Raw genomic sequence first — 23,329 nt, forward strand, 5'->3', positions numbered from 1 at the left:
ATGCCAGTTCCGCCGGGCGGATTCGCCCTCCGCAGGATCGGGCCGGTGGATGCCGCCGCGCTGATCGCGCTGGCCGCCACGGACAACCTCTTTGACGAGGACCCGGGGACCGCGCCGTCGGGGGAATTCGCCCCCGACGGCGCCCGGGACTTCCTCGCGGACCCGTCGGTTCTCTTCTGGCTGGCGGAGGCCGGAGGACAGACCGTGGGTTTCCTGCACTGCTGCGTCCAGCGGCGCCGGACGCCCGGCCCCTGGGCGGAGCTGCTGCTGATGGAGATGGGAACCCATGCAGAGTGGCGCCGCCTGGGCATCGGGCGGGCGCTTGTCGCGGAGATGGAGGCCTGGATGACGAACAATGGCGTGGCGGAAGTGTGGGTTCCGGCCAACACCTACGCCGTAGGTTTCTACCGCAAATGCGGTTTCGCTAAGGACGAAGGCGAAATCCTGGTCAAGGAGCTTCATTGACTGGACTCCGCATTCCGAGCCCGTGAGAGTATGAACGCATGAGCGATCCCGAAGACACTCAACCCACCCAGGCGGCGGGTCCGCAGGCCGCCGTCCAGCCCGGAGAGCCGGGCGTTCAGCCCGCAGCGCAGCCTGGGTCCGACGCTACTGTGCCGTCTACGGTTCCGTCCGAGGACGAGGAGCCCGTGGAGGGGACCACCCTCGATGCGGGGGCCGCCGATCACTCTGGCGAGGCGGAAAAGCCCAGGCCCAGCAACCTGCAGGACCTCGTGGATGAGCCGGCCAAGGTGATGCGGATCGGCACCATGATCCGGCAGCTGCTTGAAGAGGTGAAGTCCGCGCCGTTGGACGACGCCGCGCGCGGCCGCCTGGCCGAGATCCACGAGCGTTCCATCAAGGAACTCGAGGACGGCCTGGCGCCGGAACTGGTGCAGGAGCTGGAACGGATCAGCCTGCCCTTCCCGGACGACGCCACGCCGTCGGACGCCGAACTGCGGATCGCCCAGGCCCAGCTGGTGGGCTGGCTGGAGGGCCTTTTCCACGGGATCCAGACGGCGATCGCCGCCCAGCACGCGGCCCGGGAACACGCCATGGCCCAAATGCAGCTCCGGCAGCTTCCGCCGGGGACCGTCATTGCGCCCGGCGTCGTCATCGGTGAAAACGGCGAGCCGCAGCGTGCCAAGGCGCCCCAGCCCGGCGGCGATACGCTGCACCCGGGCCGGAAGGAAGACCCCGACCACGGCCCCGGCCAGTACTTGTAGGCCTCTTTGGGATTTTTCACGGCCGCCCGGCAAGGGCGGAAAGATGACGCAGAGCTTGGCAAGGGCTTGTGGCGCCGTGCCCACGACCGGTTCCACCGGGGGCTGGACCGCTACCACCAGGTGCTCGAGGGTGTGGAGGACGACCAGCTCTACGGAGAGCTGGTCGAGGTAGCCAACCAGTTGGCAGGGCTCTCCGGCCGCGTCCGGGAGATCTGTGTCGAGGCGCAACGGCGGTCGCCCAGCGACGGGCTGGATATTCCGCACACCCTGTCCGGTGTCCACCGCTCACTGTCCAAGGCAGGCAACTCACTCGCCGCCACCGCCGAGGCGGCGGCGATGCTCCGGCTTGCCGTGGGACCCGTGCCCGTCGGCGCGGCATCGGTCTGGCGCCGGGCGGAAACTGTTTTTGAGCAGGTGGCCGACGCCGAGCGGCTCCTGTCGGAGTCCTGACGACCGTATTCGCCTGCGGCCGAAATATTCCTCGTGACGGGCCGTTACGCGTGGAGCGTAGTTTCGCCACATTCAGGGGTATTTGTTGGCAGGATGGACAAATGACTTCTTCACCAGCACTGACATTCAATGACGGCAACAGCATTCCCCAGCTTGGCTACGGGGTGTGGCAGGTTGAAGACGACGTAGCCGAGAAGGTTGTCTTTCAGGCGTTCCAGGCCGGGTTCCGCCACATCGACACCGCCAAGATCTATGGCAACGAATCCGGCGTCGGCCGGGCGATCGGAAGCTCCGGGCTGGCGCCGGAGGAAATCTTCATCACCACCAAGCTGTGGAACGCCGACCAGGGGTACGAATCAACGCTTGCCGCGTTCGAGGAGTCCCTGGAGCGACTGGGCCTTGAAACACTGGACCTGTACCTGATCCACTGGCTCCAGCCCAAGCAGGACAAGTACGTGGACACCTGGAAGGCGCTGATCGAACTGCAGAAGCGCGGCAAGGTCAAGTCCATCGGCGTCTCCAACTTCACCGTGGAAGGTCTGCAGCGGATCATCGACGAGACCGGCGTGGTTCCGGCCATCAACCAGGTGGAACTGCACCCGTACTTCAGCCAGTCGGAACTGCGGGAATTCAATGCCTCCCAGGGCATCCTGACCCAGGCCTGGTCGCCGCTGGGCCAGGGCGGTGAACTCCTGGAGGATCCGGTTATTGCGGGCATTGCACAGAAGCACAATGCCACCCCGGCGCAGGTGGTCATCGCATGGCACCTCGCCATCGGAAACGTCGTCATCCCCAAGTCCGTCACTGAATCAAGGATCCGTGAGAACTTCGACGCGCTGAACGTCACGCTGGACGCCGAGGACGTTGCGGCCATCAACGGGCTGGACCGCACCGCGGAAGGAAGCGGCAGGATCGGCGCGGACCCGGCTGTCTCTGACTTCGCCTGATTCCGAGCTGTCCACGGAGAGGCCCTGCCACGTTCGCTTACGCGGACGCGGCAGGGCCTCTCCGTGTTGATCAGCCCTGCTGGCGGCGTTCTTGCTGGCGAGGGTTTACCGGCGTCAGGCGGCGAGCTGTTCCTGCTGGACTGCGACGGCGTCGACGATGGCCCAGCTGTCCTCGCCGGTGATGCTGCGGCTGGCGAAAAGCTCTGCCGCCGTCACGGTGTCGAAGACCTCGGTGCGGATCCGGCCGCAGTCGGCGTCGAAGTAAGTTACGTGGAACTCCTGATTAATTTCCATGGCTCCATGGTGCAACCGGGGTCTGACATTTTTGGCAGTTCAGTCCGGCGTGTTGCGGAGCCGGAGCAAACGTTCCTTGGCCAGAACGGCTGACCGCTCGCTTTTCTCCGCTGCCCGGGCGTACTGCTTCGCCTCAGCGGCAGCGGTCTCGCGTTGCTTGCGCGCGGCATCGAGTGAGAGTTCCAGGGCACGGAGCCGCTGCCGTGCCTCGTTGACGTCCGTTGTGAGCTGGACGAAGGCTGCCGCGGCGTCCTCCTGGGCCTGGGCGCGGCGTGCGGCCTCGCTCGCGGCATCGGCAGCCGCCTCCTCTGCTTCCGCCAGTGCTGCCTGCGCCTTCTCCAGCAGGGACGGCGGAATAGGGCGGGGAACGCTGCGGACGGCCCGGAGCCGTGGCTTTTCGTGCTCTTCGGCGTCAGCCTTGTCCGCGGCCTTCGGCGGCTGTGTTCGTGTGCGCCGGCTGGCCGGAGCCGCTGTGGCGGAGGATTCCTCCCGACTTTTCGGCCCCCCACCATTCTGGCGCTGTGCTCCAGCTCCGCCGGCTGGACCCTTTGTTCCGACTGCCGGGCGCTGCGTTGCGCCGGGGCGCTGCGGCGGGCGCGGCCGCGGCGGCAACTTGCCGAGGGCGGACGGAACCGCCACGGCGTCACTGAGATCAACCTGGTCCACGCCGTCGGCGGATAGCCCGCAGAGCAACAGCCCGCTTTCGACTGCGGCGGCAGCCGCCAGATCCGCCGTGGCGGCGCGCAGTGTCTCTTCCACTTCGGTGGCCACAGGTCCGCTGATCTTCCGGCCCTGTTCCTCAGCGGCGAGCCGTGCTTCACCGACAGCGGTGCCGAGGAGCTTTCGGCGTTCCTTGGCGAGTTCCCTCAGGGCTGCGGCGTCGAGGGAAGCCTGGGCCTCCTGCATGGTCTGTCCGAGGACCTTGAGTTGCTGAACGGCCTCGGGGCGATGGTGCGCCAGCATGTTGACGGTCCAAGCGGCCACGGATGGTTTAGCCAGGGTCCTGATCGCCTGGGCAAGGGGCTTGTTGGTTGCGGCGGCATCCTTGGCGGCGGCAGTGCGGGCGGCGATGAAGTCGTCGAAGGGAAGCGCGTACAGGGTCTGGGCGGCGCGCTCCAGTTCCTCCTCCATAACAGCCATCATATGTTTCGGCACGCAGGTTTCAGCATGCCCTCATGCGGGCGGTTCCAGCGGGACCACTTCGGCCGGCGCGGTTCCGCTCTAGTGGGCGGCCAGTCTGCCGCCATGGCCGCTCTGCCACCTGTTCAGCAGGTAGTGATACATCCTGTGGACAGCTTTGTAGAGGCCAACGGCCATTGAATTGATGAGTAGAACGATCACTTGCGCGGCGCCGACCCCGAGCAGAAGCAGGCCGAAAACAGCAAGCGCCGGCAGGAACACGAGAAAAACGGCTATAGCGACGGCGATATAGCCAAGGGCGTAGCTGACGATTGTCGCCTGGTCCACTGAAATCCCACCACAAGAAGCTCAATAACTCCGGATGCTGAGTTCCCCTCTGCAGCTAGGGTGATGTGGTCCCCGGCTGCTCCAGCAACCGGGGACCACCTTAGCGGGAATAGGATCCGCACGCTGATGATGCTGCACCTGCACACTATGCGCTGTGGCGTTCTCTATAAGCTCACCGCCCAATAAGCAGCTTATGCGTGTACCGGTATCCCGTCCCGGTCCATGAGGCGTTGACTTGCTGCCGGGGACCCCCTCCTTGACCTCAGTTTCCGATCTGGCTGATACCGATTTTTATAGCACCGCCCCCACAGGCCTGACAAGAGAAATTTCGGGGCACGGGCAACGGATGCTTGCCAGCTACTAAGCATGCTGATTAACTCATCTCTATAGCTGGTGCCACACCCGCGGTACCTGTCTGGTGGAAAGGAAAGTGCGTCATGGGAATTCTTGGATTTCTCCTGCTCGGTCTGATTGCGGGGGCCATTGCAAAAGCCATTCTTCCCGGGAGGCAGGGCGGCGGTTGGATAGTCACCCTCGTCTTGGGCGTTGTCGGGGCTATCCTCGGCGGCTGGATCGGTTCGCTGATTTTCGGTGGTGGCTTGGGTGACTTCTTCGACCTTCGGACCTGGCTGTTGTCCATCCTCGGGGCCGTCATTGTGTTGCTGATCTACGGCGCCGTCACACGCAGAAGCCGGGTCTGACCTGAATTCATAGCACCAAGATCTGCAAGTGGGGTCGGCGCAAGCGAGGGCCGGCCCTACAGGTTCCGGCATCCCCGCGGACAAGCGGGGACGCCGGAAGCGACGATATCGCTTGAGAGAGCAGTATCGATCGAAATAACAGTCGGGGGAAAGGGCTCGCGGCCGGATGGGAGGTGCACATGACGTACGCTTCGGAGGATTGGACGATGCGCCGTCAGGTAATGGACGTCATTATCGATGTTCTTTCGACGGTTGCCACAGGCCCCGACGTGCGCGTCAGCCTGTTGCGCCACCTCGAAGAGCACCCGGGCAATCCGGAAATGGCACTGCTGGCCCACCTGTCGGACCGGAACATCGCCGACGACGTCGCGTAGCGACTTCCAGCCGAGACCGACTTTCGGTCGGAAATTGGGGAGGTTACTGCCGCGCCCGGAGTGCGCCGCGCAGAGCAAACCCGACGGCACATACGAGCGGTACCAGGCAAGGGTCAGCGACAGGGGATTTGGCCGGAAAGTCAGCCGGCCGCCGTCGTCCTGGGTGTAAACACCCAGGGGGAAGACGAATCCGCCTCCTCCACCGCCGGAGCCCGCTGCGTCCGGATCGCCGCCTTCGGTGCCGCCGCCAAAGCCGAAGGAGACCAGCGCAACGGGAACGAGGTCTTTCCCGTCGAGCCGGATCGGCTCCCCGTAGGCCCTGGACACGCCCACATTCTTGAAGGTTTCAGTGAGGGACTTCACCGCATCTGCCATAGCATCACTCTATGTGGCCGCCGGCAAAAGACCCGCGCACTGCGGACGGCCACCGAGCATGCGTCAAAACGTCAGGACCAGAATTCGGCGGCCTTGGCGGTATCCTCCGGGAACTCATAAGCCTCGCTGACTTTCCCGTCCTTGAGCGCGAAGACGACGACGGCGCGTTGGTCGATGGCCGCCCCGTTGCGTTGCGCGTGCACCCTCTGGAAGCCAACGGTGTGATTCTCCCCGCCGATCAGATCGTCCAGATCGACTCTGAGTGTGCCGTCAGATCGTGTGAACAGTTCGCCTAAGTAGGCGAGTACGGCGTCCCGGCCCAGCTTGTCACCGGACAGCCCGCCGCTGCCTCCCACATGCCAAACGGCGTCCTCCGCGAACAGGCCTCGAAGAGTGTCCATGTCACCTGCAGCGAACGCTTCGTACCCCCGCCGCACCAAACCGGCATCTTCCTGGGTTCCCATTTCGCCACCTCACTGTCGTCCTTGTCGGATCCCAGCGAGGACAGGTTAAGCCCTCGGGAGGACCATGTCGATGGTCATTTATTTGCCGGCGTCCAGTCTCGCGGCGTACGCGGATCCGGAAAGTTTCGAAACTTCCGCAACATATCAATTCACGCAGTGAAAATCGGAGTAAATTTTCTCCATCGAAAGGCCGATCCGTCAGTTTGGCCCCTACGATGGGCTCGTCTCATAACTCAGAACCCGTGGGGGGAAATCCATGAGCTATCAGCAATATCCACAGCAGCAGGCCAATCAGACGGGAGTCGGCGAACCGCCGCTTTGGTCCCCGTACTATGGTGCACCCTTTCCGGTAGCAGTCCGCCGGTTCTTCAAGAAGTACGCCACATTCTCGGGCCGTGCCAGCCGGAGTGAGTATTGGTGGTGGGTGCTCGTCGCGGCCGTGGTCGGCATCATCATTAACATCATCACCGCCGCAGGGGGAGCAACCGTAGCCGCCGACGGTACGGCCGTGCCCGGTCCGGGCGCCACAATTGGCCTCATCCTGGCTGTCATATGGGGACTGGCCACCATCGTGCCTTCGCTGGCCTTGACCGCACGGCGCCTGCACGATGTGAACCTGAGCGGCTGGCTTGTGCTGCTGGTTCTCGTACCGTTCCTTGGAGCCATAGCACTGCTGGTCCTGACGATCCTGCCGTCAAAGCCCGAAGGGCAGCGGTTCGACACCCCGGCGGCCTGAGCACGGGGCATAGCCGGAGGGAGCCTGCCGACGACGGATCACCCGGCCGTCCCGGCGGGCTCCTTTTTGCCCGTGGTTCTGCGTGGCTCGTTGGTACCGGGGGATTTGTCCTCGCACTGGCCGGGACGGTGGGGCAGATTCTTGATTCCATCGGGCGGAGACGGCTGATAGACCTAATAGGAGCGAACGGGCGCGTGCCGGGAGAGCACTACCTCTTCTCCTTGGACTTCAACGTCGGTCCTCTGATGCTGGGCATCGCCCTGCTTCTCTTCGCCGGGGTCTTCGAGTTTGGCCGCAGCCTGCAGAAGGACACCGAGGGCCTGGTCTGATGCCGGCGGACGAAACCTCAGGAATCCATTGCCGTCTCGACGAACTGCTAGCAGACCGCGGGATGACCCTGACCGAACTGAGCAAGCGGGTCGGCCTCAGCCTGGTGAACCTGTCGGTGCTAAAAAACGACAGGGCAAAGGCGATCAGGTTCTCCACCTTGACAGCCATCTGTGATGCCCTGGAGTGCCAGGTCCGGGACCTCCTGGTCACGGAAGGCAGCACAAGCGGCAGTCGCTGATCCCGGTTACGTGCAGGGTCTGGACACAAGAAGGCACCGGACCTACCGTTCAGGTGGCGGTTGCTGTTGGAGGGAGCGGCGACTGCCGAGGGCCCGGTTCGGGCCACCCGTTATGACAGGAGGAAACAGATGGAAACCGTTGAAGAGACCGTTGATGTCGCAGTTCCGGTCCATACGGCCTATAACCAGTGGACGCAGTTCGAATCATTTCCGCAGTTCATGTCCGGCGTGGAATCCGTAACCCAGCTGAGCAACACCACCAATCACTGGGTTACGAAGGTCGGCGGTGTGAAGCGGGAATTTGATACTGAGATAGTTGACCAGGAGCCCGATGATCGGATCGCCTGGCGCAGCACCGACGGCAAGTCCCATGCCGGCATCATCAGGTTCACCCCCCTGGATGCCAATCACACCAAGGTGAAGGTCCATTTCGAATGGGCGCCGGAAACCGTCACGGAGAAGGCAGGTGCGGCTCTGAAGATTGACGAAATGCAGGTCAAGGCCGACATGAGGAAATTCAAGGACTTCATCGAGTCACGCGGCACGGAAACCGGCGGCTGGCGCGGCGAAGTCGAGGACAGCGGCCCCACCGGGCAGTTCTAGAAAAACCCCGGGCCGTGGACCTGTTGCATGAACAACAGGCCCACGGCCCGTGCCCTTATGCGCAGGGGTCCCCTGCGCATAAGTCGCCTGCCCGCGGGTCCCATACGCTCGCACGCCGTTGGCTGACTGTTCTGGCGGCGGTTGCCATGGCGACGGCGGTCCCTGCGCTCGCGGCCTGCACCGTGCCTGAGCCACAAGAGTCAGCTGGACCACTGCCGATAACGGTGGAGGTGAACCAGTCGCGCGACCAGTACGGAAAACAGGCCATCCAGCTCCTGCTTACCAACGTTTCCGGCGGACCCATGACGGTGGCTGCGGCGCAACTGGCGTCGCCACTGTTCCAAGGGGACATTCTGTGGGAGCCAACCGGCGGAAGCCTCGAACTGCCTCCCGGCCAGCCTAAGAGCCTTCCAGCCCGGCTGCCGGCCCCGGTCTGCGGCCGGGACCAATCAACCGCGCATCAAGCGACCACGCAGCAGCCAGTCGCCATTGTGAGGTATTCGGAGCCCGGGCGGGCCGGTCTGCAGGACATGGCGCCGGTCGCCGTCGACCCCTTCGGTGTCCTGGAGCGGAACAACACGGAGCTGTGCCTAGCGGCGGAGGCGGCCGCCGTGGCGGACATCGTCCTGGACGGCAGACTTGAGATTGCGCCGGACTCCCGCACCGCCGTCGTCCGGCTGGTCATCACCCCGAAGGAAGCGGACGGCGCCGGCACGGACATCAGGTCGATGACCATCGTGAGCATCGACGGGACCACCCTGATTGCCGCGCCGGCGGACGAGCCGTGGCCGCGGAACGTCCGCATCGTTCAAGGCGCCCCGCGCTCTGAACTGCGTTTGCGGATCCGTCCTGCCCGCTGCGATCCGCATGCCATCGCCGAGGACAAAGTGGGCACGCTGCTGCCCCTGCATGTGGGTGTTGGAGAACGCGAGGGGCGTTTGAAGATCCCGGCCGGCACAGCACTGCGTGGGGAGATTTATGACTTTGTGACGGCGGCGTGCGCCCCCGCCTAGACGTCGAGGCGCCCGCGGACGGCCTTCAGCAGCAGCTGGCCTTCGACGGGGACCGCCGTGCCGGGCACACCTTGCCCGGCGGCGTTGCTGCTGCTGCCGTCGTGGCGTGCTGCCTTGCGGATGGGCCCCCTCCGCCGCGGTTCTGGGGCCAGACGACGGAGGGGACGTGTGTGGGTTATTTGTTGGCGCGGGAGGGCTGGGTGCCCGGTGAAGACCAAGGAGGCGACGGCCTTGCCGGTGGTGGAGTTCAGGTTGCAGTCCATGGTGGCGAACGTCCCCTTCATGAAGGAGCCCGACCTGCGGACTTCGTACGGCCGGTCTTCCGTGCCGGTAGCGAACACCCTGCCGTCGTTGACTCAAGGTCCCCTCGGGTGCCGATCAAGACTGGCTCAAGAAAAACCCGCCCACTGCGTGCGATGCCAGATTGGCTTAAGTCTCCGACGGCGTGCGTGGATGCAGGTGAATCGGATGTTTGCGCCGAAGGGCGCCAAAGATGTGCCCCAGCCCCAGTGGCGTCTTCGGGCGAAACCAGCGAAAAACCCCCCAAAAACCGTAGTTTCTAGGGGGTTTATCCCGAGCTTCCTATCAGAATCGAACTGATGACCTTTTCATTACGAGTGAAACGCTCTACCGACTGAGCTAAGGAAGCACCGCACCAATCAGCCGGGAAACCGGCCGGTTCATGCAAGAGACAACTGTAATAGAGTCCCCGTGTCCGGGTCAAAATGAGCGCCCCGCTGGCTGCGATTGACGTTGGCGGGACGTTCATTCCGCCGTTGGATCCAGTTCAGGCCACACACAGCAACGGGGGGAATGCTGGATCCGACAGTGTGGCGCAGCATGCCTGCGCACCAGCGGCAAAGGAGCTCGACCATGACACCCAACAGCGCAATCTCAACCGGCAGCGCAGTGCGCACTGCCCTCTCGGCGGATGCGGAGGCGGCGGAGCAGGGCCGGCCGGTCCGGCTGGCGGTGTTGGCCATGGTGGGAACAACCGTGTACGACGGCGGCCTCATGGACCGCGCGATGTCCCGCACGCTGGTGGAGCAGGGAGTGCCGGCCGGCGCGGCCCGTTTTGAAGGCATGCTGCGCTACGCGCGGGAGCGCTCCGGCATCTCCCGGATGACGGTTTTCGCCGAACTGTTCGACGACCCCCAGGCGGCTACAAGCGCCAACAAGAGGTTCGAGTTGAACTGCGATGAACTCATCGCCGACGGCGGAGTCCGTGCGGTCCCGGGGGCCGAGGACACCATCGGCTGGCTCCGGGACGCAGGCGTCAAGGTCTGCCTGGCTACCGGCTTCGGACGCCACACGCAGAACATGGTGCTGGAATCGCTGGGCTGGATGGGCCTGGCAGACCTCAGCCTGTGCCCCGCGGACGCCGGCAGGGGCCGGCCGTTCCCGGACATGGTGCTGACAGCGGTCCTAGCCCTCGACATTGACGACGTCCGGAAGGTGGCCGTGGTGGGGGACTCGGCCGCGGACATCCATTCCGGCCTGCGCGCCGGTGCTTCCGTGGCTGCCGGGGTGCTGACCGGGTCGCACTCCGAGGCGGCGCTTCGCGGCGCCGGTGCCACCGACGTCCTGCCCTCCATTAAGGACTTCCCGGCACTTTTGGAGCGGCGCGCTTCCCGGCTCTGAGGTTCCAGTAACCTGAGGCTCCAGCAACTTGAGGCTCCTCCGACCTGATGCATCGATGGCGGCCGGGGTGCGGCCGCTGCTGCTGCACCGGCCGCCACGGCCGCGGGGTCAGCAGACGGTGTTGTCCGCCGGCTCCTTGCCGTCCACGAGGTACTTGTCCACGGCGCTGGTGATGCAGGTGTTGGACCGGCCGTAGGCGGTGTGGCCCTCACCCTTGAAGGTGAGCAGAGACGCGTTGCCCAGCTGCTTCCGCAGTTCGCTCGCCCACTCCACCGGCGTTGCCGGGTCGCCGGTGGTACCAACGACGACGATCGCCGCGGAGCCGCTGTACTTGACGGCGGAGGGGGTCCGGATGTTCTTGTACGGCCAGTCCGCGCAGTTCGCCCCGCCGTAGGCGAAGAAGTAGCCCAGCGTGGGGGAGGCCTCACGAAGCCGTTGCTCCTCGGCACGCATGGCCGCGGGATCGCTGCTCGTGGGGTAGTCCAGGCAGTTGATGGCGCTGAAGGCAAGAGCCGTGTTGGACGTGTATTTGCCGTTGGGGGACCGGTTCGCGCCCAGGTCGGCCAGGCGAAGCATGGGGCTGACGTCGCCCTTCATGGCAGCGTCCAGTGCCTGCGTCAAAGCCGGCCAGCTTTCGTTGGCGTAGAGCGGAACGACGATGCCGCTGACGAAGACATTGCCGCCCACCAGCCGGCCGTCCTTGGCCGTACGCGGAGTCTGGATCACGGAGTTAATGAGGTCGCGGATCTGCTGGAGGCCGTCGTCAGCCGTTCCGCTCAGGGGGCACCCCTCCTCCCCGAGGCAATGTTCCACGTAGGCACGCAGCGCCTTCTCGAAGGCCCGGGCCTGGCCCAACGTTAGCTCCTCCGCGCTGAGGGACGGATCAATGGCGCCATCGAGGACCATGCGCCCCACATTGTTTGGGAAGAGCGACGCGTAGGTGGAGCCCAGGAAAGTGCCGTACGAAAAACCCATGTAGTTGAGCTTGGAGTCGTTGAGCACGGCGCGCAGGACGTCCAGGTCCTTGGCGGCGCTTACAGTGTCAATGTGGCCAAGGACCGCGCCCGTTTGCTCAGCGCACTTGGCGGCGATGGCCTTGTTATCAGCGCGTAGCACTGCCAGCCCGGCGTCGGTTTCCGGCGTGTAGACCTTTGTCCTTGCCTCGTCCCGTTCCTTGTCGGTGAGGCAGGTGACGGGTGCTGAGCGCTTGACGCCGCGGGGATCGAAACCTACGAGGTCGTAGTTGGCGCGTACCGCCTCGGAGAAATTACTGTTGCCGGCATCCCTGACGAAGTCGTAGCCGGATGCGCCCGGTCCGCCGGGGTTGACCAGCAGGCTGCCCCGCTTCTTGTCCCCGGTGCTGGCGATCTTCACGGCAGCGAGTTCAATCGTGTCGCCGTCCGGCTTCGCGTAGTCCACCGGCACCTTGACCTTGGCGCACTGCAGCTTGTCCTCGCAGGGCTCCCAGACAATCTTCTGCGAGTAGAAGTCCTTCAGCCCTTCGGGCGCGGCCGCCGCTATCGAGGGGTCGGCCTGCCCGGTGGAGCCGCCCTGGGAGGACTCGTCCTTGGAGAGGCCAAGGGCACTGCATGATGCCAGCAGCAAGGCAAGCGCCATGGCGCCGGCCGCCCGCATCCCGCCCGCGAGGGTCCGGGGTCGCGAGGACAGGGGCGGTGCAGACATCATGCGGTTTTCTCCTTGTAGGCGGCGTCAGCTTGGTCAGTCAGATGGCGGGCAGTGTGTGGCTTAGATCAGGCTCGCGGCCATTGACTCTACGGCCAACAGGGGTGCGACGTTGGTGGTGGTGATGCGCTTGCGGGCGTTGTTGATGGCGTCCATCCGGGCGAGTGTCACCTCCGGCCCTGACCGTTGGGCGAACTCCTCCAGTTCGCTCCTGAGTTCAACGTTCACGAGTTCGACGGCGTTCCCCAGCTGGATGATCAGAACGTCCCGGTAGAACGAGAGAAGGTCAGTCAGCGTCCGGTCGAGTGAATCGGTCACGGAACGCTTTGCCCGCCGCTTTTGATCGTCTTCAAGCTGCTTCACCTGGCTGCGCATGGCAGGCGGCAGGGTCCCGGTCTCGGGGGCTCCCAGCGTTGCCAACAGGGCGGCCTTCTCGGCGGCGTCGCGCTCCTCATTGGAGCTGGCGGCCTCCTCGGTGGCGATCTTCACAAGTTTATCAGCCATCATCACGGCGGCCGTAATGCCGCGCAGGCCCAGCGGGAACCGGACGGTCTCCAGGCGCCTGTCCCGGGCCTCGCCATCCCGGGCTAAACGGCGGGCGATGCCCACGTGGCTCTGGGCGGCCCGCGCCGCCCGCTCAGCAAGGGCCGGGTCCACGCCGTCGCGCTTCACCAGCAGGGCCGCCACGTCTGCGGCGGGCGGAAGCCGCAGCGCCACTGCCCGGCACCTCGAGCGGATGGTCACCAAGACGTCCGCGGGGGAGGGGGCGCACAGCATCCAGATGGTGCGTGGGGTGGGCTCCTCGATGGCCTTGAGCAGCACGTTGGTGGTGCGTTCTGCCATGCGGTCGGCGTCCTCCACCACGATGATCCGCCAGCGGGCCGAGGACGGCCGGTTGCCCGCGGTGGCCACGAGTTCACGGGCCTCGTCGATGGTGATGGTCACCTTTTCGGTGCGCACAAAGGAGACATCGGCGTGGGTTTCGCCCAGGATGGTCAGGCACGCCGGGCAGGTGCCGCAGCCGCGCATGGTGACGTCGTCCTGGTCGCAGTTCAGTGCCGCGGCGAAAGCCTTGGCGGCATTGGAGCGGCCGGAGCCGGGGGGCCCGGTGAACAGCCAGGCGTGCGTGAGCCCCTCACCCATGGCCGCCTGCCGCAGCTGGGCGACGACGGCTGGCTGGCCCTGCAGGTCATCCCAGACGGTCATGGCCGTCCCTGCCGGTCGGTGCCGGTTCGTGCGAGGAGCTGCTCGACGCGCGCCAGGATCAGTCCAGCGATGTCCTCGACAGGCCGTCCTGCCTCCAGCACCAGGTAGTTATCCGGCCTCGCCGCGGCGAGGTCCAGGAACGCCTGGCGGATCCGGGCGTGGAACTCGTCGGCTTCCGATTCCAGCCGGTCCTCGGCAGCATCCCCGGCGGTGCGGCGGCTGCGGCCCTCGGCCGGGTGGACATCCAGGAGCACCGTCAGGTCCGGCTGCAGACCGGACGTGGCCCACTCGTTGACGCTCCGCACGGCATCCGTGCCGAGGCCGCGGCCAGCGCCCTGGTATGCCACCGAGGAGTCGATGTAGCGGTCCGTGAGCACCACCTCGCCGCGGGCCAGGGCAGGCTTGATGATCTGGCTGGCGTGCGCGGCCCGGGAGGCGGCGAAGATCAGGGCTTCGGTGTGGGCGTCGATGTGGCCGTGGCCGTGGTCCAGCACCAGGGAACGGAGCTTCTCGCCGATAGGCGTCCCGCCGGGTTCCCGGGTGCGCAGCACGGTGAGGCCGCGCGATTCCAGCGAGCCGGCCAGCCGGGCCGTCTGGGTTGACTTGCCGGCACCGTCACCGCCCTCGAAGGCGATGAAAAGTCCGGAGCTCTGCATATTCACTTATCCAGCCTACCGATTTCCACCGACGAAAATGCCCCGCGCCCGCTTCAGCATCCAGCCAGAAGCAGCCGCTTTCCCAGCGGGCAGGCACCCAACGTACCCTTTGACCATGAGTCTTTCCGATCAGCATGCCGCATCCCTGTCTGCCGAAACGGTGGTCGTGGCCGCCGGCCGTCCGCCCCGTGAACACGATGCGCCCGTCAACCCGCCCATCGTGCTCTCCTCCACCTATTTCGGCACCGGCGCGCTCGACGACGGCGACCGCGGCTACGGCCGCTACTCGAACCCCACATGGGACCCGTTCGAAGAGGCCCTCGGTCAGCTCGAGGGCGCCTCACTGCCGGGCCTGCTGTACTCCTCGGGCCTGGCCGCCGTCAGCTCCGCGCTCTCCCTGATCCCCAACGGGGGCGTCCTGGTGATGCCGTCCCACAGCTATTCCGGTTCGCTGGTCATGGCTGCCGAGCTGGCAGAAAAGGGCCTCCTCGAACTCCGCACCGTGGACATCGCGGACACCGAAGCGGTCCGGGCCCAGATAGCACCGCAGGACGGCAAGGCGGCGGACATGCTGTGGCTGGAAAGCCCCACCAACCCGATGCTCGGCATCGCGGACATCCGGGCGCTCACCCAGGCAGCCCACGACGCCGGCGCCGTCGTCGTCACGGACAACACTTTCTCCACCCCTCTGGTGCAGCAGCCGCTCAGCCTGGGGTCCGACGTCGTGCTTCACTCAGTGACCAAGTACCTGGCCGGCCACTCCGACGTGGTGCTGGGCGCCCTGGTGACCTCTGACGCGGAACTGCGCGAGACCCTTCTTCACCACCGCATCATCCATGGTGGCATCGCCGGTCCCTTCGAAGCGTGGCTGGCGTTGCGCGGCGTGCGCACGCTGGCCCTGCGGATTGAGCGTTCGCAGGCGTCGGCAGCGGTGCTGGCCGAGCGCCTCAGCGCACACCCGGCCCTGGAGAATGTGCGCTACCCGGGCCTGGTGTCGGATCCTGGCCACGATCTGGCCAAGTCCCAGATGACAAGCTTTGGTTCCATTCTCTGTGTCCAGGTAGCCGCCGCCGGCGGGCTCAGCGCTTCCGAAACTGCGGACAAACTGGTTCGAGCCCTGGACCTGTGGTTGCCCGCCACGTCCTTGGGCGGGGTGGAATCCCTGATCGAGCGGCGGCGCCGGCACGTTGCAGAACCGGAGAGTGTCCCGGAGAACCTTGTCCGGCTCAGCGTCGGCATCGAAAACGTCGAGGACCTCTGGGCCGATTTGAAGCAGGCGCTGGACGCCCTGGACCGATAGGCTGGGCTGGTGGACGGACGACTACTGATTTTCTACGTTGAGAGCACGGTCTATTACATTTTGGGGCTGATAGCACTGGTCCTCGAGGTGTGGGCCTTCTTTGACTGCGTCCGCCACCGGCCAAACGCCTTTGAAGCTGTTGGCAAGCGCACCAAAACGTTCTGGCTGGCATTGACCGGCGGCAGCCTGGCCGTCGGTGCGCTCTCCGTGCTGGGCGGCGGATCGGGCGGCCTCCTCGGCCCGCTTGGCCTGTTTGGCTTGGGAGCAGTGGTGGCGGCCTCCGTCTACCTGGCCGACGTCCGGCCGGCCGTGAAGGACGCCGGCCGCGGCGGCAGCCGAAACATGGGCCCCTACGGCCCCTGGTGACCGCACTTAATCCTTGGTGATCCCCGTCGGCACCCTGACCTCGCAAGCTCGCCCAGGGAACCCTGCCGGCGTGGGCCCAGGCGTCAGTCTGGCGCCACGGCTTCCCAGCCGACGGTAAGTTCCCCGAGCCGCCAGCGCGAGGGGCCATCCTGTACCGGCCACCCGCCGTCGAGCAGCGCCCGGCACATGGCCGTCCACCGTTGCCTGTTTCCAAAGGGCGCCAAGGGCGCCGCCTCGAGCCATGCCCGGTCCATCGCCTTCAGCAGCGTGTGGATGCGTTCGCCGGGAACATTGCGGTGGATGAGGGCCTTGGGCAGGCGTTCCGCGATCTCGGACGGTAGCCCGAAACTCCCGAACCGCACCGACATGGTGAGGCTCAGCGGCCGCTCAGCAGCAAGGGCGATCCAGGCGGAGCGGCGGCCTATCTCGTCGCATGTCCCATCGATGAACAGGCCATCCGGAGCCAGCCGGCCCTGCACCAGTTCCCAGATGCCGCGGACGTCCGCTTCCTCGTACTGACGCAGCACGTTGAACGCGCGCACAAACACCGGGTCTCCGGGCACCGGAAGTTCGAATCCGCCGTTGTGGAAACTCAGGCCCGGGCGCTCCAGTGCCTTCGCTGCACGCACGCGTTCCGGTTCTATCTCGATCCCGCAGACGCGCACATCCGGCCGTACCGCCCGGAGCCGTTCAAAGAGTTCGACGGCGGTGGCCGGCGAAGCGCCGTAGCCCAGGTCCACCACGAGCGGGTCGGCTGCCCTCCGGAGCCGCCAGGCCTGCGGCCCGGCCAGCCACCTGTCCAGCCTGCGCATGCGGTTCGGGTTGGTGGTGCCGCGGGTCACGTTCCCCACCGGCTTGCCCCGGCTGGTCACCACCCGCTCTGCTTTCTGCACCACGGCACCAGCTTAACGGGGAGCCCTGCCTACAGGATGCGGGCGGTCCTGCCGCGTGATGTAACTCTCGGCACCCGCGGGCCGCGCTCGGCTAGGATGAAAATCATGACTTACAAGCTGATTCTGCTGCGCCACGGCCACAGCGAATGGAACGCCAAGAACCTGTTCACCGGCTGGGTGGATGTAGACCTGAACGATCAGGGCCGCGAGGAAGCAGCACGCGGTGGGGAACTGCTGGTTGAGAACAACATTCTCCCGGACATCCTCTACACCTCGCTCCTGAAGCGGGCCATCAACACGGCCAACATCTCCCTGGACAAGGCCGACCGTGGCTGGATCCCCGTTAAGCGCGACTGGCGCCTCAACGAGCGCCACTACGGTGCCCTGCAGGGCAAGGACAAGGCCCAGACCCTGGCCGAATTCGGCGAGGACCAGTTCATGCTGTGGCGCCGCTCCTACGACACCCCGCCGCCCGCACTGGACGACAACAGCGAGTTCTCCCAGTCCCGCGATCCGCGCTACGCGGACCTCGGCGACGAAATGCCCCGAACCGAGTGCCTCAAGGATGTCCTCGTCCGTCTGCTCCCGTACTGGGAATCGGACATCAAGGAAGACCTGAAGGCCGGCAAGACCGTCCTGGTCACGGCGCACGGCAACTCCCTGCGCGCCCTGGTCAAGCACCTGGACGGCATCAGCGACGACGCCATCGCCAGCCTGAACATCCCCACCGGCATCCCGCTGGTCTACGACCTGGACGAGAACTTCCAGCCGATCACCCCCGGCGGAACCTACCTCGATCCCGAGGCAGCCGAGCAGGCCATCCTGGCCGTCGCCAACCAGGGCAAGAAGTAGCTCGCTTCAGCCCGCTGGTTGAGCTTGTCGTAACCACGACGCCGGCTGGTCACCTCAGGTGACCAGCCGGCGTCGTCCGTTTTAATCCGGTGGAGTTTTTGTACAGATATTGGCCCCAAATACCCCCGCGGGGCCAACAAGTGTACAAAAACCCGACTTTATTGTTAGCCCTGCTCGATGCTGTTCGGGTGCCAGGCGCCGGTCACAAGGTAGGTGACCTTCTGCGCCACGGACACGCCGTGATCCGCGAACCGCTCGAAGTAGCGGCTGGCCAGTGCAACGTCCACGGTGGTGGCCGGGGATTCCTGCCACTCGGGGCGTGCGATCGCCTTGAAGACACTAAGGTGGAGGTCGTTCACCGCGGAGTTGGCCTTGAGGATGTCGCGGGCAACCTCGAGGTCGCGGGTCTCCAGCAGCTGGGTGAGCTTGTTCGCGATCTCGATGTCCTGCTCGGCAAAGCTCTTGAAAGTCCCGGTCAGGGACTCCGGGATCACCATGGCGGGGAAGCGCAGCCGGGCCAGCTGCGCAATGTGGCGGGCAAGGTCACCCATGCGCTCCAGGGATGCGCTCATCCGCAGCGACCCGACGATCATGCGCAGGTCGCTGGCCACGGGGCCCTGCAGGGCGAGAATGTCGATGGCGCGCTCGTCGAGGCTGTTCTGCAGGAAGTCGATCCTGGCGTCCGCAGCGATGACGTCCTGTGCCAGATCGACGTCGGCACTCTCGAACGACGTCGTTGCCTTGCCGATCGCTTCACTGACCAGCTTTGAAATTTCGATGAGGTCCTCGCCCACATGGGCCAGCTCCTCCTGAAAAACCTTGCGCACGTAGGCGTCCTTTCCTTGGAAACTCCGCCCCGCCGCGGCGGTCAGAATTTCGTGTCACCGTTCCGGCAGTCCAACCGCACACTCTTCCAGTGTTCGGTGAACTGATACACACCTCAAGATGAACGTTAGCTGAATCCGCACCGCGTGGGCCGTTTATCGGATATCGGGGGTTCCCGGAAGCATAAGCTGGAGGCGTGGATCCAATGCTCTTAGGTGTCATCGCCGGCCTGCTGGGCCTGTCGTTCGGCGTCTTTGGCGTGCTCGCCTTCCGTGCCAGCGAGAAGCAGCGCGAGCTCGTGGACATTGAGTACGACGAACCGGCGCTGCCCCAGGGGTCCGCAGAAGTCCTCGCCGTCGTCGGGCAGGCGTTCGTGGTGGTGGACGCGATCGACGGCGTCGTCCGGGCAAGTCCGGCGGCCTACGCCTACGGCCTGGTGCGCGGCCACACGGTGGTGCACCGCGAGCTGCTGGACATGACGGCGAACGTCCGGCGGGACGGCGTGATCCTGGAGAGGCAACTTGAACTGCCCCGGGGACCGCTCGGCCAGGGAACCATCATCGTGCAGGTCCGGGCAGCAATGCTGGGTGAGGAATACATCGTCCTGCTGGCCGATGACCGCACTGAGATTACCCGGACCGAGGAGATCCGCAACGACTTCGTGGCCAACGTGTCCCACGAACTGAAGACGCCGGTCGGCGCCATCTCGCTGCTGGCCGAAGCGCTGGAATCGTCGGCGGACGATGAGGACGCCGTCCGGCGCTTCGCCAAACGCATGCACAAAGAGTCGGTCCGCCTCGCCGCGCTGGTGCAGGACATCATTGAGCTGTCACGGCTGCAGGGCGCGAACGTGGCGCAGCAGGGGCACCCTGTGGACATCAACGACGTCATCTCCGAAGCCGTGGACCGGTCGCAGCTGCCCGCCGAGAGCAAGAACATCCAGATCGTCATTGGCGGCCGTGCGGAGGCGAAGGTCTACGGTGACCAGGACCTGCTGGTCACCGCGCTGCGCAACCTCATCGACAACGCGATCCGTTACTCGCCGGAGAACACCCGGGTAGGCATCGGCGTGAGGTCCAGGGAAGGACTGGTTTCCGTCTCCGTCACGGACCAGGGCGAAGGCCTGTCACCCGAGGACCAGGAACGGGTGTTCGAACGTTTCTACCGCGTGGACGCGGCCCGGTCCCGCCACACCGGCGGAACCGGTCTGGGCCTGAGCATCGTCAAACACGTTGTTTCCAACCACGGCGGGGAAGTCACGCTCTGGTCCCAGCCCGGCCAGGGCTCCACGTTCACCCTCCGGCTGCCGGAGATGGAAGGGCAGGGAGACTCGTTTGCGCCGGAACCGCGTGACCGCACTGCCCAGGAAGCCGCAACGCTGGCTTCCGATTCACCCCGGGGCCAGCCCGACCGGCCGCAACAGGCCAACGAACCACACGACGCCGGCGGCGTCCACGAACGAGGAGCTAACGCTTGAGCAGGATTCTTATTGTCGAGGATGAGGAGTCCTTCAGCGATCCCCTGTCCTATCTACTGGGCAAGGAAGGATTCGAGGTGGAGGTCGTGGACAACGGCCTCGACGCCATCACGGAATTCGACCGCAACGGGGCAGACCTCGTGCTGCTCGACCTGCAGCTGCCGGGACAGTCCGGCACGGAGGTCTGCCGGCAGCTGCGTCAGCGCTCCACCGTCCCGGTCATCATGCTGACCGCCAAGGACACCGAGATCGATAAGGTAGTCGGGCTGGAGCTGGGCGCGGACGACTACGTCACCAAGCCCTACTCCTCCCGCGAGCTGGTGGCCCGCGTCCGCGCGGTGCTGCGGCGCCAGGGCGAACCGGAGGAACTCATCGCCTCCACCGTCCACGCCGGCCCCGTGCGGATGGACATCGAGCGGCACGTGGTAAGCGTCGACGGCGAGCAGGTGTCGCTGCCGCTGAAGGAGTTTGAACTGCTGGAGATGCTGCTGCGCAACTCCGGCCGTGTGCTGACGCGGGGCCAGCTGATTGACCGTGTCTGGGGCTCCGACTATGTGGGCGACACCAAAACGCTCGACGTCCACGTGAAGCGGCTGCGCAGCAAGATCGAGCCCGACCCGTCCCTGCCGCGTTATCTGGTCACCGTGCGCGGCCTGGGCTACAAGTTCGAGCCGTAGAAGTTCGCTGCCGGCCCGGGCGAGGCGCCGAGGCGCCGACGACACTAAGCACCGATAGACACGAAGAAGGAGGGGTTCCCGGCCGGGAACCCCTCCTTCTTCGTATTGCTGCTCTAGTAAGCGGCCGTCAGTGGCCTGCGGTGCTAGTGGCTTTCGGTGGGCGTGGCCGAGGCAGTTTCACCCGGCGATGCAGTTTCAGCCGGCGTTGCGGTCTGGCTCGGAGTGGCAGACCCGCTCGGCGCGCCACCCGGGACGTAGGCGGCGTATTCCTTCAGCGTGCCGTCCACCACAGGAATCTTCACGGTCTTGTTGACGTTGGTGCCGTCCTCGGTCACCTGGACGTCCACGAGGGATCCAGGTTTGCCGCCGGACGTGCTCAGGATGGCTTCGTCCGCGGATTCGTTGAGCAAGGTGTAGGAGTTCTGCTTCACCGGAACTTCGGTCTGCGCGCCTTCGGCTCCCTTGAGGGTGACCTTGACGTCCTTCGAAGAGGAGTTGTAGACGGCACCGATGACGCGGCCCGGCTGGTTCTCGCCCGCGGATACGATGAGCATGTTGCGCAGCTGCACCGGTCCGACCTCGGCGCGGGTTCCGTCGGAGGCAGCGTACTGGTGAGAGGTCTGCTGGGCGTTGACGTAGCCGCAGCCCGTCAGGGCCAGCAGGCCGGCGCTCAGGGCGGCTGCCGCCATTGCCATCTTGCCGCTCTGGCCCCGGTTCATCGCAGTGAAACGCACGTCACGCACTCCTCGAAAAGTCTTTGAAACAGTTTTCAGGCATAGCCTATCGGCAAAGAGGGCCAAACAAGGATTCGGCCCCTCCACATGACCGGCCCTTCCGCCGCCACTTTAGGGGGTCCTGAGGCCGTTGCCGGAGACCCGCAATTACCCGCGCGTAACGCTTGTGGGCCTGCATGCGATGCACTATTGTTCGCATCCGTCAAGGGGTCTAAGTGGCTGATTTCGGCCATTTTCCGCGGATTTACGGGGTTTCCGGACCGTTTCCATGCCAGTCATATGCCTTAATCGTGATAAACTGGTCTGCGGGAAAGGGGAAAGTCCACATGGTTTTTGAGGTCGGCGAGACAGTAGTTTACCCTCACCACGGTGCAGCAAAAATTGAAGAGATCAAGATGCGCACTGTCAAGGGCGAAGAGAAGATGTATCTCAAGCTCAAGGTGGCTCAGGGTGATCTGACCATTGAAGTTCCAGCAGAGAACGTTGACCTTGTTGGGGTTCGCGACGTAGTGGGCAAAGACGGTTTGGAGCACGTGTTTGATGTGCTCCGCGCCGAGTTCACTGAGGAGCCCACCAACTGGTCGCGTCGTTACAAGGCAAATCTGGAGAAGCTTGCTTCCGGCGACGTCATCAAGGTTGCAGAGGTCGTTCGCGACCTGTGGCGCCGGGATCACGACCGGGGCCTTTCCGCAGGCGAGAAGCGAATGCTGGCCAAGGCCCGGCAGATTCTGATCTCAGAATTGGCCCTGGCTGAAAAGACCGACGAAGAGAAGGCTGCGAGCGTTCTCGACGAGGTCTTGGCTTCCTAACAAGAATTAAACCCCGGTGGCAGAGTGCCGCCGGGGTTTCTTCTTGCCCAAAAATCACCCAGCCCAAAACACCCATGTAGGTAGCAGCTGATGGCGTTCCCAGCGGTGAGAACGCCCGCAGCTGCTACCTAGTTGGGGGAGCAGTTGGGTGATGGAGGGGGAGTGCGGCTGGGACGTAGGCTAGAGCGCATGAACACTGCACCCAAGCTCCCCGTGACAGCCGTGATCCTCGTCGCCGCCGGGTCCGGGCAGAGGCTGGGGTATGGCATGCCGAAGGCCGCCGTGCCGTTGGGTGGTGAACCGATCCTGATGCACGCGCTCCGCGGGATCGTCGCGGCAGGCATTGCCAGCCAGGTCTGCATCGCGCTGCCGGCCGGTGATGAGGAACTCCGCCGGCTCTGCGAAGACTTCCAGGTGGAGCTGGTCGACGGCGGCCCGGTCCTCACCATGGTCGACGGCGGGGCGTCCCGGGCGGATTCCGTCCGTTCCGCTCTGGCCGCCATCGAGGACGGCACGGAAGCGGTTCTGGTCCATGACGCCGCCCGCGCCCTGACGCCGGAGAAGGTTTTCCACCGGGTGGCCCAGGCTCTGGCTGCCGGCGCCGACGCGGTGATTCCGGTGATTCCGGTGGTGGATACCGTCAAGACGGTCGCCGCCACCGAGGGCCCGGCCACGGACATCGCACCAGAACTCGTCACCGGAACCGCCCCCCGTGAGGAGCTCCGGGCCGTCCAGACCCCGCAGGGCTTCAAGGTCTCCGTACTGCGGCAGGCACACGAAGCGGCCTCGGGCTTCGATGAGCGCCAGGCCGCCGCGGTGACCGACGACGCCATGCTGGTGGAGCTTCTCGGCGTGCCGGTGCACGCCGTCCGTGGAGCCAGCCAGTCCTTGAAAATCACCACACCGCTGGACCTCATCATCGCCGAGGGCCTGCTCGAGGGACCCCTCGGCGCCCGCTGGGTGGAAGGCTGACAAACCACATGACGGAAGGC

General features: G+C 65.3%; 30 protein-coding genes and 1 tRNA gene. 18 read left to right on the forward strand and 13 right to left on the reverse strand.

Annotated features, from left to right (window positions below; genetic code table 11):
- The 4 genes from QFZ33_RS05160 to QFZ33_RS05175 all read left to right on the forward strand — a co-directional run bounded on the left by QFZ33_RS05160 (nucleotide 1) and on the right by QFZ33_RS05175 (nucleotide 2,623).
- Nucleotides 1-465, forward strand: a complete 465-nt coding sequence (locus QFZ33_RS05160; protein ID WP_307025457.1) for a GNAT family N-acetyltransferase — start codon at nucleotides 1-3, stop codon at nucleotides 463-465.
- Between the two features lie 38 nt (nucleotides 466-503).
- Complete coding sequence (locus tag QFZ33_RS05165; RefSeq protein WP_307025459.1) at nucleotides 504-1,226, forward strand: bacterial proteasome activator family protein; 723 nt, start codon at nucleotides 504-506, stop codon at nucleotides 1,224-1,226.
- A 6-nt stretch (nucleotides 1,227-1,232) separates the two neighbouring features.
- Nucleotides 1,233-1,676, forward strand: a complete 444-nt coding sequence (locus QFZ33_RS05170; RefSeq protein WP_307025460.1) for a hypothetical protein — start codon at nucleotides 1,233-1,235, stop codon at nucleotides 1,674-1,676.
- Between the two features lie 101 nt (nucleotides 1,677-1,777).
- The gene (locus tag QFZ33_RS05175) at nucleotides 1,778-2,623 is read left to right on the forward strand and encodes an aldo/keto reductase (protein WP_307025461.1); all 846 of its coding nucleotides are present in this window, start codon (nucleotides 1,778-1,780) and stop codon (nucleotides 2,621-2,623) included.
- A 114-nt stretch (nucleotides 2,624-2,737) separates the two neighbouring features.
- Here QFZ33_RS05175 and QFZ33_RS05180 read toward each other — a convergent pair whose 3' ends face one another.
- The 3 genes from QFZ33_RS05180 to QFZ33_RS05190 form a co-directional block, all read right to left on the reverse strand.
- Entirely contained in the window at nucleotides 2,738-2,917 is a 180-nt protein-coding gene (locus tag QFZ33_RS05180) for a hypothetical protein (RefSeq protein ID WP_307025463.1), read from the reverse strand.
- Between the two features lie 39 nt (nucleotides 2,918-2,956).
- On the reverse strand, nucleotides 2,957-4,048 hold the full coding sequence (locus QFZ33_RS05185) for a hypothetical protein (protein ID WP_307025465.1): 1,092 nt from the start codon (nucleotides 4,046-4,048) through the stop codon (nucleotides 2,957-2,959).
- A gap of 90 nt (nucleotides 4,049-4,138) precedes the next feature.
- Nucleotides 4,139-4,384 carry a hypothetical protein gene (locus QFZ33_RS05190; protein ID WP_307025468.1) on the reverse strand — a complete coding sequence of 82 codons (246 nt, stop codon included), beginning with the start codon at nucleotides 4,382-4,384 and terminating at the stop codon, nucleotides 4,139-4,141.
- 437 nt (nucleotides 4,385-4,821) lie between these two features.
- On the opposite strand from QFZ33_RS05190, the gene QFZ33_RS05195 reads away from it, so the two are divergent.
- Nucleotides 4,822-5,085, forward strand: a complete 264-nt coding sequence (locus QFZ33_RS05195; RefSeq protein ID WP_003801204.1) for a GlsB/YeaQ/YmgE family stress response membrane protein — start codon at nucleotides 4,822-4,824, stop codon at nucleotides 5,083-5,085.
- 56 nt (nucleotides 5,086-5,141) lie between these two features.
- Here QFZ33_RS05195 and QFZ33_RS05200 read toward each other — a convergent pair whose 3' ends face one another.
- Together QFZ33_RS05200 and QFZ33_RS05205 are read right to left on the reverse strand one after the other, a co-directional pair.
- A complete protein-coding gene (locus tag QFZ33_RS05200) occupies nucleotides 5,142-5,834 on the reverse strand; it encodes a hypothetical protein (protein WP_307025470.1) in 693 nt (230 codons plus the stop codon).
- 71 nt (nucleotides 5,835-5,905) lie between these two features.
- Nucleotides 5,906-6,298: a nuclear transport factor 2 family protein gene (locus tag QFZ33_RS05205; RefSeq protein WP_307025472.1), complete on the reverse strand. Its 393-nt coding sequence runs from the start codon at nucleotides 6,296-6,298 to the stop codon at nucleotides 5,906-5,908.
- 256 nt (nucleotides 6,299-6,554) lie between these two features.
- Here QFZ33_RS05205 and QFZ33_RS05210 point away from each other — a divergent pair, with 256 nt between their 5' ends.
- The 5 genes from QFZ33_RS05210 (at nucleotide 6,555) to QFZ33_RS05230 (ending at nucleotide 9,218) form a co-directional block, all read left to right on the forward strand.
- Nucleotides 6,555-7,034, forward strand: coding sequence for a DUF805 domain-containing protein (locus QFZ33_RS05210; protein WP_307025474.1), 480 nt, complete (start codon nucleotides 6,555-6,557; stop codon nucleotides 7,032-7,034).
- 194 nt (nucleotides 7,035-7,228) lie between these two features.
- On the forward strand, nucleotides 7,229-7,363 hold the full coding sequence (locus tag QFZ33_RS05215) for a hypothetical protein (protein ID WP_307025476.1): 135 nt from the start codon (nucleotides 7,229-7,231) through the stop codon (nucleotides 7,361-7,363).
- Complete coding sequence (locus QFZ33_RS05220; RefSeq protein WP_307025478.1) at nucleotides 7,363-7,602, forward strand: helix-turn-helix domain-containing protein; 240 nt, start codon at nucleotides 7,363-7,365, stop codon at nucleotides 7,600-7,602. Before QFZ33_RS05215 ends, QFZ33_RS05220 begins: the two co-directional genes overlap by 1 nt.
- Nucleotides 7,603-7,731: 129 nt before the next feature.
- Nucleotides 7,732-8,205, forward strand: a complete 474-nt coding sequence (locus QFZ33_RS05225) for an SRPBCC family protein (RefSeq protein WP_214855273.1) — start codon at nucleotides 7,732-7,734, stop codon at nucleotides 8,203-8,205.
- Nucleotides 8,206-8,435: 230 nt separating this feature from the next.
- Complete coding sequence (locus QFZ33_RS05230; RefSeq protein ID WP_307025481.1) at nucleotides 8,436-9,218, forward strand: hypothetical protein; 783 nt, start codon at nucleotides 8,436-8,438, stop codon at nucleotides 9,216-9,218.
- On the opposite strand, the gene QFZ33_RS05235 is transcribed toward QFZ33_RS05230, so the two are convergent.
- Nucleotides 9,215-9,559 carry a hypothetical protein gene (locus QFZ33_RS05235; RefSeq protein ID WP_307025483.1) on the reverse strand — a complete coding sequence of 115 codons (345 nt, stop codon included), beginning with the start codon at nucleotides 9,557-9,559 and terminating at the stop codon, nucleotides 9,215-9,217. The two genes, QFZ33_RS05230 and QFZ33_RS05235, sit on opposite strands and share 4 nt — an antisense overlap.
- Nucleotides 9,560-9,794: 235 nt before the next feature.
- Nucleotides 9,795-9,867, reverse strand: a tRNA-Thr gene (locus QFZ33_RS05240).
- A gap of 224 nt (nucleotides 9,868-10,091) precedes the next feature.
- Between QFZ33_RS05240 and QFZ33_RS05245 the strand changes: the two genes are divergently transcribed.
- Nucleotides 10,092-10,859, forward strand: coding sequence for an HAD family hydrolase (locus tag QFZ33_RS05245; protein WP_307025485.1), 768 nt, complete (start codon nucleotides 10,092-10,094; stop codon nucleotides 10,857-10,859).
- A 108-nt stretch (nucleotides 10,860-10,967) separates the two neighbouring features.
- Here the strand turns inward: QFZ33_RS05245 and QFZ33_RS05250 are convergent, their stop codons facing one another.
- The 3 genes from QFZ33_RS05250 to tmk all read right to left on the reverse strand — a co-directional run bounded on the left by QFZ33_RS05250 (nucleotide 10,968) and on the right by tmk (nucleotide 14,404).
- Nucleotides 10,968-12,542: an alpha/beta hydrolase gene (locus QFZ33_RS05250; protein ID WP_307031667.1), complete on the reverse strand. Its 1,575-nt coding sequence runs from the start codon at nucleotides 12,540-12,542 to the stop codon at nucleotides 10,968-10,970.
- Nucleotides 12,543-12,605: 63 nt separating this feature from the next.
- The gene (locus QFZ33_RS05255) at nucleotides 12,606-13,748 is read right to left on the reverse strand and encodes a DNA polymerase III subunit delta' (protein ID WP_307025487.1); all 1,143 of its coding nucleotides are present in this window, start codon (nucleotides 13,746-13,748) and stop codon (nucleotides 12,606-12,608) included.
- The gene (tmk, locus tag QFZ33_RS05260; protein ID WP_373427330.1) at nucleotides 13,745-14,404 is read right to left on the reverse strand and encodes a dTMP kinase; all 660 of its coding nucleotides are present in this window, start codon (nucleotides 14,402-14,404) and stop codon (nucleotides 13,745-13,747) included. Before tmk ends, QFZ33_RS05255 begins: the two co-directional genes overlap by 4 nt.
- A 115-nt stretch (nucleotides 14,405-14,519) precedes the next feature.
- Here tmk and QFZ33_RS05265 point away from each other — a divergent pair, with 115 nt between their 5' ends.
- The gene (locus QFZ33_RS05265; protein WP_307025492.1) at nucleotides 14,520-15,704 is read left to right on the forward strand and encodes a trans-sulfuration enzyme family protein; all 1,185 of its coding nucleotides are present in this window, start codon (nucleotides 14,520-14,522) and stop codon (nucleotides 15,702-15,704) included.
- A gap of 9 nt (nucleotides 15,705-15,713) precedes the next feature.
- Nucleotides 15,714-16,070 carry a DUF2516 family protein gene (locus QFZ33_RS05270; RefSeq protein ID WP_307025494.1) on the forward strand — a complete coding sequence of 119 codons (357 nt, stop codon included), beginning with the start codon at nucleotides 15,714-15,716 and terminating at the stop codon, nucleotides 16,068-16,070.
- Between the two features lie 83 nt (nucleotides 16,071-16,153).
- On the opposite strand, the gene QFZ33_RS05275 is transcribed toward QFZ33_RS05270, so the two are convergent.
- Complete coding sequence (locus tag QFZ33_RS05275; RefSeq protein ID WP_307025496.1) at nucleotides 16,154-16,966, reverse strand: class I SAM-dependent methyltransferase; 813 nt, start codon at nucleotides 16,964-16,966, stop codon at nucleotides 16,154-16,156.
- Between the two features lie 102 nt (nucleotides 16,967-17,068).
- Here QFZ33_RS05275 and QFZ33_RS05280 point away from each other — a divergent pair, with 102 nt between their 5' ends.
- Entirely contained in the window at nucleotides 17,069-17,815 is a 747-nt protein-coding gene (locus QFZ33_RS05280) for a phosphoglyceromutase (RefSeq protein WP_307025498.1), read from the forward strand.
- Nucleotides 17,816-17,979: 164 nt separating this feature from the next.
- On the opposite strand, the gene phoU is transcribed toward QFZ33_RS05280, so the two are convergent.
- A complete protein-coding gene (gene phoU / locus QFZ33_RS05285; RefSeq protein WP_307025501.1) occupies nucleotides 17,980-18,642 on the reverse strand; it encodes a phosphate signaling complex protein PhoU in 663 nt (220 codons plus the stop codon).
- A gap of 203 nt (nucleotides 18,643-18,845) precedes the next feature.
- Between phoU and QFZ33_RS05290 the strand changes: the two genes are divergently transcribed.
- Complete coding sequence (locus tag QFZ33_RS05290; RefSeq protein ID WP_307031669.1) at nucleotides 18,846-20,117, forward strand: sensor histidine kinase; 1,272 nt, start codon at nucleotides 18,846-18,848, stop codon at nucleotides 20,115-20,117.
- A complete protein-coding gene (locus QFZ33_RS05295; RefSeq protein ID WP_214855331.1) occupies nucleotides 20,114-20,794 on the forward strand; it encodes a response regulator transcription factor in 681 nt (226 codons plus the stop codon). The genes QFZ33_RS05290 and QFZ33_RS05295 overlap by 4 nt, the downstream gene beginning before the upstream one ends.
- A 143-nt stretch (nucleotides 20,795-20,937) precedes the next feature.
- On the opposite strand, the gene QFZ33_RS05300 is transcribed toward QFZ33_RS05295, so the two are convergent.
- The gene (locus QFZ33_RS05300) at nucleotides 20,938-21,528 is read right to left on the reverse strand and encodes a hypothetical protein (protein WP_307025504.1); all 591 of its coding nucleotides are present in this window, start codon (nucleotides 21,526-21,528) and stop codon (nucleotides 20,938-20,940) included.
- Nucleotides 21,529-21,854: 326 nt separating this feature from the next.
- Here QFZ33_RS05300 and QFZ33_RS05305 point away from each other — a divergent pair, with 326 nt between their 5' ends.
- Entirely contained in the window at nucleotides 21,855-22,337 is a 483-nt protein-coding gene (locus tag QFZ33_RS05305) for a CarD family transcriptional regulator (RefSeq protein ID WP_003801164.1), read from the forward strand.
- A 189-nt stretch (nucleotides 22,338-22,526) separates the two neighbouring features.
- Nucleotides 22,527-23,309 carry a 2-C-methyl-D-erythritol 4-phosphate cytidylyltransferase gene (gene ispD, locus QFZ33_RS05310; RefSeq protein ID WP_307025507.1) on the forward strand — a complete coding sequence of 261 codons (783 nt, stop codon included), beginning with the start codon at nucleotides 22,527-22,529 and terminating at the stop codon, nucleotides 23,307-23,309.
- The last annotated feature ends 20 nt before the right edge of the window (nucleotides 23,310-23,329 follow it).

The sequence above is a fragment of the Arthrobacter globiformis genome (genome assembly GCF_030815865.1).
GTDB lineage: Bacteria > Actinomycetota > Actinomycetes > Actinomycetales > Micrococcaceae > Arthrobacter > Arthrobacter globiformis_B.